We start from the raw sequence: 9,936 nt of genomic DNA, 5'->3' as shown, positions 1-9,936 counted from the left end.
TTTCCTACTTTAAATTAGGTGAAGTGAATAAAAGATGCGCCCCTCGTACATCTCCATTAACATCAATAAACTAAATGCAATCAACTCTGGACCTCGAATTACTTAACGAAAGAGGCATTAAAAAAGAGCAGATCCTGGCTCAATTAAATCAATTTAAGAAAGGAATTGCTCCGGTGAAAATTGAAAAAGCAGCATCTGAACGGTATGGTATTTTAAAGCTCACCTCCGAAGAAGGGGAAGATTATAGCGTGCAATCAGCTGAAAAGTTCCCAGGAATTAAAATAGTAAAGTTTGTGCCGGCATCTGGAGCCGCCTCCCGTATGTTTAAAAAGGTTTTTCAATATCTAAAGGGTGATGAAAGTGTAGCCCTAGAAATTATTCCTTTAGTAGATCGATTGAAAGATTTTGCGTTTTACAGGGATTTAGAGAAGTTTATTAAGGAGAAGGCGAAATTATTTGAAGGCTTGGATAAAAAGACAGAAAATGCAAAGATTTTGGAAGCATTGGTAGGTGAAGAGGGGCTAAGTTATGGTTCCTTGCCTAAGGGCTTGCTAAAGTTTCATAAATATGCTGAAAAAGAAACACGGACTGCTTTTGAGGAACACTTGGTAGAGGGAGCGCTTTATGCTCAGGGCGCTGACCAAAAAGTGCATGTACACTTTACGGTTTCCCCGGAACATCAAATGGAATTTGATAAATTATTGGCTGAAGTTAAGAAATATTATGAGGATAAATACAAGGTTTTATTTGAAGTAGATTTTTCTCAACAAAAGTGTAGCACCGACACTATTGCAGTGAACCTGAATAATGAGCCATTTCGCACCTCTGATGGGAAGCTGTTGTTTCGTCCATCAGGTCATGGAGCCCTTCTTGAAAATCTCAACGATATCGACGCTGATCTGATTTTCATTAAAAATATTGACAATGTGCAGCATGATCGTTTCAAGGACGAGGTTCAGCGATCTAAAAAGGTAATTGCTGGTGTACTCCTTGAGTATCAGGATACCATTTTTTCTTATTTAGATAGACTGGATGACGAAAAAGAGGTACATGAGGGTTTAATCTCCGAAATTGGGTCTTTTTACCAAAATAAACTTTTTACCGAATTCTCTCAGGAATATCTTTCAATGACTAAAAGTCAAAAACTAGATTATTTAAGGTCAAAGTTAAACAGGCCCATTCGTGTCTGTGGGATGGTATTGAATGAAGGAGAGCCCGGAGGTGGTCCTTTTTTGGTAAGAAATGCTGATAATTCGGTCTCTTTACAAGTTGTAGAAACTGCACAAATGGATAAGACAGACCCGAAAACAAAGGAAGCCTTGGGAAATGCTACTCATTTTAATCCGGTTGATTTGGTTTGTGGGGTGAAAAATTATAAAGGTGAAAAATTTAATCTTTTAAAGTACCGCGATCCCGATACTGGATTCATTTCCATAAAGTCAAAGGAGGGGGTAAAGTTAAAGGCCCTGGAATTACCAGGTTTATGGAATGGTGCTATGGCAGATTGGAATACAATTTTTGTAGAGGTTCCGGCTGTTACTTTTAGTCCGGTGAAAGAAGTGAGCGATTTGTTAAGGGATGCTCATCAGGAGAAAAAAGGAAAATGAAGTTGAGAGCTTAAAAATGGTAAAAAGTGTTCTTTTCTTGCAACTCTTTTAAACAAAAAGTCGAGGATCAAATTGAAAAGGTTCCGTTTTGTTAATTTCTACTTTCTTAAAATCTGGATGCCTGGGATTTAAAAGATAATTATAATCTCCTAATACAACTGTAGAAGGAGCTTTGAAAATCAAATATTTATTCTCTTTAATGTATTGGTCTCCTATTAGTTTAGTCGATTTTGCCGGTGGAAGTTTGTTCCAGCTTTTTGGAAGCGTTTCTAATTCAAAGATAGGTAAATGATCTGGTAGGCTAATTGTAAGCAAGGTAAAATCCGAAGGAATAATTCCCAAAGGAAGGTGTACGGCAACTTCAGCGGTGCAAAGTGCTCGGGATTCACAACAATAGACCATGGGGGTCCCTTTGCTATTCCAACGTCCTCCAGCCAATTCAGCTCCTCTTCCGCTAAGATCCTGGCTAAACTCTTTTTTGCAAAGCCTATATATGATCATGCAAAAATGCCGTGAGTAATCCGAATTAATTCATCTTTTAGAAGCTGAATACCAAAAGTATTGTCAAGTAGCTCTTTTGGCTTCACTCCTCCCAGGGCTATATTGGGAGCTTCCAGCCAGTAGTTAAAATTGGAAGCCTTTCCAAAGGTTTCTATCCCCTTTTTGTATAGTAGAGCAATCTCAAGAATTTTCTCAGAGTGAATGGGATCAAAGTCTTTCTTTTCTTTTTGATAGCGCTGGAGGGTTCGTTCCGAAATATGTAAAAAGTCTGCCCATTCCTTTTGACTCCAAGGGCTTATTGCTGCAATTTTACTGAACATACGATGACTTAGACCTTCTCTTACTGTAGCTATCAGCAACATTGTATCCTTTTCGTCTAGAGTGGAGAAATCATTATTTATTTCTAATGCGCTCATGGTTTTGTCATTTGTCGTTAAATATACGAAGATTGTCATAAATTTAACGCTTTTCTTTCTGAAAAGTTTTCTATCTCTCGACTAATTTCCATGGTTTGGCTTCATGCTGCTTTCTTTCTATCTTTACCGTTTAATTAAGGGGAATTGAATTTACAGTAATAATATTTAGGAAGACAAAAAATGTTGTCAGAGAAGGTTAAGGCATTAAAGGAAGAAATAAATAAATACCAGGCGGTTTCTGAAGAAGCGCTTGAACAATATCGACTACGTTTTATTAGTCGTAAAGGAGAGTTAACGGCTTTATTTGCAGAGCTGAAAAATGTAGCTTCAGAAAATAAAAAGGCTATGGGGCAGGAGCTTAATGAATTAAAAAACCTGGCCCAATCTCGGTTTCAAGAATTAATAGAGGAATTAAGTTCTTCAAAAGTTAGTGAGACTGCAGATCACCCTGATTTAACTTTACCAACGGTGTCAGGTGATTTGGGATCTATTCATCCACTAACGATAGTTCGAGCCCGAATTGTAGAGATTTTCGAACGCATGGGTTTCAATCTTTCCGAAGGACCAGAAATTGAGGATGATTTTCACAATTTTACAGCTTTAAATTTTCCACCCAATCATCCTGCTCGGGAAATGCAGGATACTTTTTTTATTGAGAAAGATCCTGATATTGCTTTACGCACCCATACTTCCTCTGTGCAGGTAAGAGTAATGGAAAATCAAAAACCACCAATCCGAACATTGTCTCCTGGGCGTGTTTTCCGAAATGAGGCTATTTCAGCAAGAGCTCATTGTGTTTTCCATCAGGTGGAAGGTCTTTATGTGGATGAGAATGTAAGCTTTCAGGATCTGAAACAAACTCTTTATCACTTTGTGAAAGAGATGTTTGGGAAAGAAACCAAAATCCGGTTCCGTCCTTCCTATTTCCCATTTACAGAACCAAGTGCTGAGATTGATATCTCCTGCCAGATTTGCCATGGAAAAGGCTGCAACATATGTAAATACACAGGATGGGTAGAAATCGGAGGTTCTGGAATGGTGGATCCAAATGTTCTGGAAAATTGTGGCATTGATTCGAAGAAGTACACCGGATTTGCTTTTGGTATGGGAATTGAACGAATGACAATGCTAAAGTATCAAATAAAAGATTTGAGATTGTTTACCGAAAATGATGTTCGTTTTCTAAAGCAATTTACACCCTTCACTTAATTAAGGATTACGAATTAAGAATGATCATAATTCTTAATTCGTAATTTCTGGTCCTCCTTATAGGAGTCTTTCAATAATATCATCTACAGTTATTCCTTCTGCTTCAGCTTTAAAGTTTCTAACGATCCTGTGCCTGAGAATGGGTTTTGCTGTAGCTTGAATGTCCTCTATGTCGGGGGAATATTTACCATTTAATAAGGCATTGCACTTGGCTGCGATCACCAAAAATTGTGATGCTCGTGGTCCAGCTCCCCACTCCAGAAATTGGTTTGTAAATTCGTTTGCCAGGGCAGAATTTGGCCTACTTTTGTGAACCAGACCAACAGCGTATTCTACCACATTGTCGGCAATGGGAACCTTTCTTACCAAATGTTGATATTCCATGATTTCCTCCCCACTTAGGATCTGCTTTACCTCTTGGTCGACTGTTGCTGTAGTTTGTTTTACAATATCCAGTTCGGACTGGAAATCGGGATAATTTAATACAATATTGAACATGAAACGGTCAAGCTGAGCTTCCGGAAGTGGATAAGTGCCTTCTTGTTCTATTGGGTTTTGAGTGGCTAATACAAAAAAAGGCTGTTGTAAAGGGTAATCCTTTCCTGCGATTGTCACACGATATTCCTGCATGGATTCTAGTAAGGCCGCTTGCGTTTTGGGGGGTGTTCGATTAATCTCATCGGCCAGAATTATATTAGAAAATACAGGGCCTTTGATAAATTTAAAGTTACGTTCTTTGTCAAGGGTTTCAGCCCCAAGAATATCAGATGGCATTAAGTCCGGAGTGAATTGAATCCTGTTGAAATTTAAGTCCAGGGCACTGGAAATAGTTTTTATAAGTAGGGTTTTTGCTAAACCAGGAACACCCACCAGCAAAGAATGTCCCTTACAAAAGACTGAAGTTAGTAAGAGGCGCACCACTTCTTCTTGACCTATAATTATTTTGGAAATTTCTCTATTCAGATCTTTGTATGCTTGATGTAGCCGTTCTGCTGTTTCTACTTCAGAGGGGATTTCTTTCATGGCGAGAGGAGGTTAATTAAGAGTTACAAACATTAATTAAGAATGTAGGTATGATATAGTGCCCAGATATTTAAATTACTAAAATAGCGCCGTAAAGGGGCGCTATTTTAGTAATTTCTAATTATTTTCTAATCTTCCAGAATTTTACACTTATCGTATTCTTCATCAATCTGAATGAATACATCATTTTTGGCAGTTTTAAACCATTCATTAATGGCATCTGTTTTTTTCTCATTCAGGGTTGCCATATATATTTTTTGGTAATCCTGCTTTAGATTGGCCTGATGCGCTTTAATGCGATCTTTATAGAATAATATTCGAGCGGCTTTTTTTCCATCTTTTGTGGTGAATTCCAGAGGTTTAGTAATGCTTCCTACCTTCATTGTATCAACTGTAAGGAAAATGTTAAAATCAAGCGCCTTGGTAGATATCTTCAGGTTATTATCCGACTCATCAGAAAAGAACCCACCAGTAGCTGCAGTGGCTTTGTCTTCGGAGTATTCTTTGGCGGCTTTTTCAAATGTGATTTTTTCATCCAGGATGTCCTGGCGTAAACTATCCAAATAATGTTCTGCTACTTTAAGGTCAGCATCGGTCGGAGTAGGTTTAATCAAAATATGTCGGGTATTGAACTCATTTCCACGTCTTTCAATCAATTGAATTAGGTGAAATCCAAATTCTGATTCAACGGGAGAGGCTATCTCTCCTGGTTTTAAGCGTAGAGCAGTAGCTTCATATTCTGGTGCTAATTGTCCCCTTTGGAAGAAACCAATTTCCCCGCCGAATTGAGCGGAACCAGGGTCCTGGGAATATTGTCGCGCTAATTTTCCAAAATCTTCACCCGCGACAATTCTACTTCTTAGGTTATTTAATAAATCTCTGGTTTTATTTTTTTCTTCTTTACTAATTTCTGGAAGTTTAACAATTTGAGCTACTTCTACCTCAGTATCAAAAAGAGGTAAACTATCTCTAGGGATACTTTTAAAAAAACTGCGTACTTCGGCAGGGGTAACTTTAATATCCGCGGTAATATTATCCTGCATTTGCTGAGCAACCATCTGTTCTTTTACCTGCTCTTGTAGCTCATCTTTAAATTGCTTAATGGTTTTTCCATAATACTCTTCGATTTTATCAGCAGAACCAACTTGAGAAATAAAATACTGCATTCTTCTATCAAGGTTAGCTTGCACCTGTTCATCGGCAACAGTAACGGAGTCGATTTCGGCTTTTGCCACCAAAACTTTTTGAATAACCAGGCTTTCTAAAATCTGACATTTGTCAATGGTAGTCCGATAATTGGAGCGTGCCAAATAATCATTGTAAGTATTTTCTACCTCTGATTTTAGGATAATGTTATTATCTACCTTGGCAACGATTTTATCCACAACTTCCCCATTATTGTTTTGTGCAAAACCGCTGACAACACAAAAAAGTAAGGCAAATACAGCACTAATTCCGGTTTTAATCATTGATGTAAATTTCAAAGTCATTATTTTCTGATCCACGATTATAAATTTGTTCCTCAAGTTGATTGGATAAAGCTACTTTTCGCTTATTAATGATAATATTGGTAATCTGATCTTTCACAAACTCTAACGGAGCTTCTTCATTAGTTATTTTGTAATCTTCAATTTTAAGAAAATAAAGGAAGTTGTCATCAGAAGTCTCTACCCATCGGTTTTTTCTTAGAAAATCGGCCTTGTCATTGATTGTGCTTAACGGAGTGTTTTGGAGCACCTCATTCAAATCAAGCCAAATTGAATCTTCTAAAGAATAAAAAGATGCAAAGCGGTAACAATAGGACTTAATTTCGTCAATCTCCGCTTTATTCTCTTTGTTATATTTTTTAAAAAGCTTTTTAAAATGCTCTAATTTAGGAGCTTCTTTAGGTAATTTGACAAATTTGCCTTGGAGAATGTTTTGCTTGAGAAGAAAATTATCTGAATTTTCAGCATAATAGGCCTCAATTTCTTTCTCATTTACCTCCTTATTTAGCTCCTTATTGATATAATATTTTTCAAACTCATAAATCATTAGGGCGTAGCGATAATCGAGAATTTTTCTCTCCAATTCTGGTTCATTGAACTGTATTTTTCGAGAGGCTTCCGCTATCATTAATTGTTTCCGGACCCAATTCTTGACATAACGTTCCACAATATTGGTGCTGTCCGTATCGGAGGCTTTCTGTGGGACAATTCCACTTAAGTCATCCTGATAAAGATATTTTTCATGTACCCTGGCAATTGGGGCTACTTTTTTAACGTCTTCAATTTTTTCTTCTTTGACTTTAAAAAAGTTACAGCCAACCAAAAAGCAGAATAATAGAGCAATAATACTATTAATTTTTCTCAAATCGCCTATAAACTTTTTCCAATTCAGTAGAATTCACACTGATTGGATATTGCTTCTTTAACTCGTCAATCCATTGGGCTTCCAGATAATTTTGATAATCTGAAATAACCAAACCTTTTATTTCCTCTAATCTTTTAGCAGATTTTGGTAAAAGCTCAGAAATAACCACATAGTAAAATCGGCCATTTTCCTCCAATTCATAACTGCCAATTTCTTTTTTTATTTTTGATAAAATTTTAGGAGTCCCATTTCCCCATTCAAATAGACCTTCTTCAACTTGTAAAGTTAAAGGAGTTTCGGCATTGTATTTATTTTCCAGCTCTTTTTTTAAACTGTTAAATGGATTATTTCCATTGTTGTTTTCCGAATTAGCAGTGATCAAGTCATTTTTTACCTTTTCCAACACCTCTTTATCAGAAGCATGGTAGATAAAGGCCCGACCCCTTTCTTTCCATTGGTAGTCCATAAGATGGCTTTGATAATAAGAACTCAGGCCAACCGTGTCTTTTACGGCTTTTGACCAAACCATTTCATCCATCAATTGAAAGAGAAGAATACCTTCACGGTATTCATTCATAAGCTTAGCGTATTCTGGAAATTTCTTAGCTAAATTTTCTTTTTCGTAAGTAAGTATACTTTCTTTTTCAAACCTCTTATACAATTGTTTCATATAATCAGCTGGTAAAAGATTTTTATTGACTTGTTGTTCTTTTTTCAAATACTCAAAAAAGGATTTTAGAGAAAACTCCTTATTACTTATTTCAAAAAGTGTCTTTTTAAGCATTTTATTTTCCCTATTGTAATCCCATTTTCCAGACGTAAGTGTGCTGTCAGCTAGTAAGAGCGCTTGGGAAAGTGTTTCAGGATTAGCAGTAAATTTATTTTCTTCTTTTAGTCTCTTCAATAAAACTGTTTCATTCACACTTGCCCGGGAATCATTTTTTACCCTTTTTTGAATTTCTGCCTTCATTTTCTCATAAGACTCCAACATTTTTTTGTCTAGAAGACGAATTATATGCCATCCATAGGCAGTTTGAATCGGTTGGGATATTTCTCCCTTATTTTTTAGATTGAAAGCAGCTTTTTCAAAAGTAGGAGGCATATTTCCCGTAGCAAATAGAGGAAGGACCCCCTCCTTGTTTCTACTGTTAAAATCATCCGAAAATTGACGGCACATCTCCGCCCAGTCGGCTCCTTCTTGCAATTTTTTATAGATTTCAAAAGACTTGTTTCGAGCTCTTATGGAGTCTTCTTCCTTCATGCCACTGGTTGCCCGAATCATGATATGTGCGGCCTTAATTTTCCCTTGTGAAGGGCGTTTGTCTTTGACTTTTATCAAGTGATAGCCGAACTTTGTTCGCACCGGTTCAGAAATTGTTCCAATGGGAGTTTTATATGCAGCATCTTCAAAGGGGTACACCATTTGTAGTGCTGTGAAATACCCTAAATCTCCTGCATTTAAACGAGCCGAAGGATCCTCCGAATACTTTTTGGCTAAAACTGCAAAGTCTTCACCTGATAACGCCTGATTACGAATTTGTTCTATTTTATTCCAGGCTTTTAAAGTATCTGAGGCGGATGCTTTTGGGGGCATTTTAATCAGGATATGAGCTGCGCTTATTTCGGATTGCAATCGTTCATACGCTTCTTTTGTCAGGTCCTCACTTATCCGGCTTTCCGTTAAATAAGGTTTGGCCAATTGATTTTTGTAACCATTGAGTTCGGCGATGAAGGCAGAATCTTTGTCCATTCCTAAGGCTTCAGCCTTAGCGATCTTTAATTTGAAATTAATAAAGAGGTCGAAATACTCTTTTACAGCCTCTCTATTGTACAAACTGTCACCATAAAGGCTGTTTTTAGTATAGACGTACTCAAATTCATCCGTACTAACCGATTTGGGTCCAACTGTGAAAAGAACAGCTGTTTTGGTTTTGTTATTGTGGGAAGGTTTACAGGAAAAAACTAAAAGAGTTATTCCCAGTAGACAGATAGTTAAAGTTTTCATGGATATTAGGCTAAATATACAATCCGAAATTTAATAAAAAATTGTCATTTTTCACCTGGGATTAGTGAATAGTGAATAATTAATAGTGATAGGAGATTAGTGAGTAGGAGGAGGAGGGAATAAAATTATAATGTGTAAGCAGGTCTTGGTCTATTTTATTTTGTTGGATGGGTATAAAAAAGGGAAGTAGAGTTAAATAAAGGTTTCTAATTTTTATTCTCTTTTTAATTGATGGGTGGATATAGGAGAGTTAACGCAAATTGAATTTTTTGTAGAGGCGACAGACATTTTGATCTTTATTACAGCAAAATTCTATATCATCCATGATATGTTTGACGAGTAAAAGGCCCATGCCTCCTTTTCTTTTTTCCTTAACAATCTGCTGTACCGAGGGGGCTATATAAGTGTTGGGATTAAAGGCCTCTCCTCTATCAGAGATCTCAAAAGTAATTCCTTTATTATTTTGGATATTGATTTGCAATTCAAGATTTTCCTTAGGGTTGCATTGATTTGAGTGAATCATGAGGTTAGCGCAAACTTCATCCACAGCAAGCACCAATTTGTGGGCTTCAGCCTCGGAAAGGGGACATTCTCGAAGAACGTCCTCTACAAACTCCCGAATGGATTTGAGTTTGTTTTTGCTGCAAGATGCGGTAAATTTATATTTCATTGATCTGCTGTATGGCGCGATTTTTATTTTCACTAATATTTAACAATTGGTCTAAGCCAAGAATTTGAAAGACATTAAGTACTTTGGGTTGTAAACCAAAAAGGGCCAGACGCACTCCCTTATTTTTAAATTCTTCAATATAAGACATAAAAA

The 9,936-nt window shown here is 36.8% G+C and carries 10 protein-coding genes; 2 read left to right on the top strand and 8 right to left on the bottom strand.

What is annotated here, in order from left to right:
• Window positions 1–74: 74 nt before the first annotated feature.
• Window positions 75–1,607, top strand: a complete 1,533-nt coding sequence (locus E1171_RS14910) for a DUF4301 family protein (protein WP_155206841.1) — start codon at window positions 75–77, stop codon at window positions 1,605–1,607.
• A gap of 48 nt (window positions 1,608–1,655) precedes the next feature.
• Here E1171_RS14910 and E1171_RS14905 read toward each other — a convergent pair whose 3' ends face one another.
• Entirely contained in the window at window positions 1,656–2,108 is a 453-nt protein-coding gene (locus tag E1171_RS14905) for an RES family NAD+ phosphorylase (protein ID WP_155206840.1), read from the bottom strand.
• A complete protein-coding gene (gene parS / locus E1171_RS14900; RefSeq protein WP_246164362.1) occupies window positions 2,105–2,563 on the bottom strand; it encodes a type II RES/Xre toxin-antitoxin system antitoxin in 459 nt (152 codons plus the stop codon). The genes E1171_RS14905 and parS overlap by 4 nt, the downstream gene beginning before the upstream one ends.
• Before the next feature lie 141 nt (window positions 2,564–2,704).
• On the opposite strand from parS, the gene pheS reads away from it, so the two are divergent.
• On the top strand, window positions 2,705–3,733 hold the full coding sequence (gene pheS / locus E1171_RS14895) for a phenylalanine--tRNA ligase subunit alpha (protein ID WP_155206839.1): 1,029 nt from the start codon (window positions 2,705–2,707) through the stop codon (window positions 3,731–3,733).
• A 57-nt stretch (window positions 3,734–3,790) separates the two neighbouring features.
• Here pheS and E1171_RS14890 read toward each other — a convergent pair whose 3' ends face one another.
• The 6 genes from E1171_RS14890 to E1171_RS24755 all read right to left on the bottom strand — a co-directional run bounded on the left by E1171_RS14890 (window position 3,791) and on the right by E1171_RS24755 (window position 9,931).
• Window positions 3,791–4,756, bottom strand: a complete 966-nt coding sequence (locus tag E1171_RS14890; protein WP_155206838.1) for an AAA family ATPase — start codon at window positions 4,754–4,756, stop codon at window positions 3,791–3,793.
• Window positions 4,757–4,884: 128 nt separating this feature from the next.
• Window positions 4,885–6,225 carry a peptidylprolyl isomerase gene (locus E1171_RS14885; RefSeq protein WP_246164361.1) on the bottom strand — a complete coding sequence of 447 codons (1,341 nt, stop codon included), beginning with the start codon at window positions 6,223–6,225 and terminating at the stop codon, window positions 4,885–4,887.
• Window positions 6,218–7,108 (bottom strand): peptidyl-prolyl cis-trans isomerase, encoded by an 891-nt coding sequence (locus E1171_RS14880; RefSeq protein ID WP_155206836.1) that lies wholly within the window; start codon window positions 7,106–7,108, stop codon window positions 6,218–6,220. Before E1171_RS14880 ends, E1171_RS14885 begins: the two co-directional genes overlap by 8 nt.
• Window positions 7,095–9,113: a peptidylprolyl isomerase gene (locus tag E1171_RS14875; protein WP_155206835.1), complete on the bottom strand. Its 2,019-nt coding sequence runs from the start codon at window positions 9,111–9,113 to the stop codon at window positions 7,095–7,097. The genes E1171_RS14880 and E1171_RS14875 overlap by 14 nt, the downstream gene beginning before the upstream one ends.
• Window positions 9,114–9,363: 250 nt before the next feature.
• Window positions 9,364–9,783, bottom strand: a complete 420-nt coding sequence (locus E1171_RS14870) for an ATP-binding protein (RefSeq protein ID WP_155206834.1) — start codon at window positions 9,781–9,783, stop codon at window positions 9,364–9,366.
• Entirely contained in the window at window positions 9,773–9,931 is a 159-nt protein-coding gene (locus E1171_RS24755; RefSeq protein ID WP_343031401.1) for an STAS domain-containing protein, read from the bottom strand. The genes E1171_RS14870 and E1171_RS24755 overlap by 11 nt, the downstream gene beginning before the upstream one ends.
• Between the last annotated feature and the right edge of the window lie 5 nt (window positions 9,932–9,936).

Source organism: Xanthovirga aplysinae, assembly GCF_009711365.1.
GTDB lineage: Bacteria > Bacteroidota > Bacteroidia > Cytophagales > Cyclobacteriaceae > Xanthovirga > Xanthovirga aplysinae.
The sequence above is the reverse complement of the archived record's forward strand: the minus strand, read 5'-3'. Positions and strand labels throughout refer to the sequence as shown.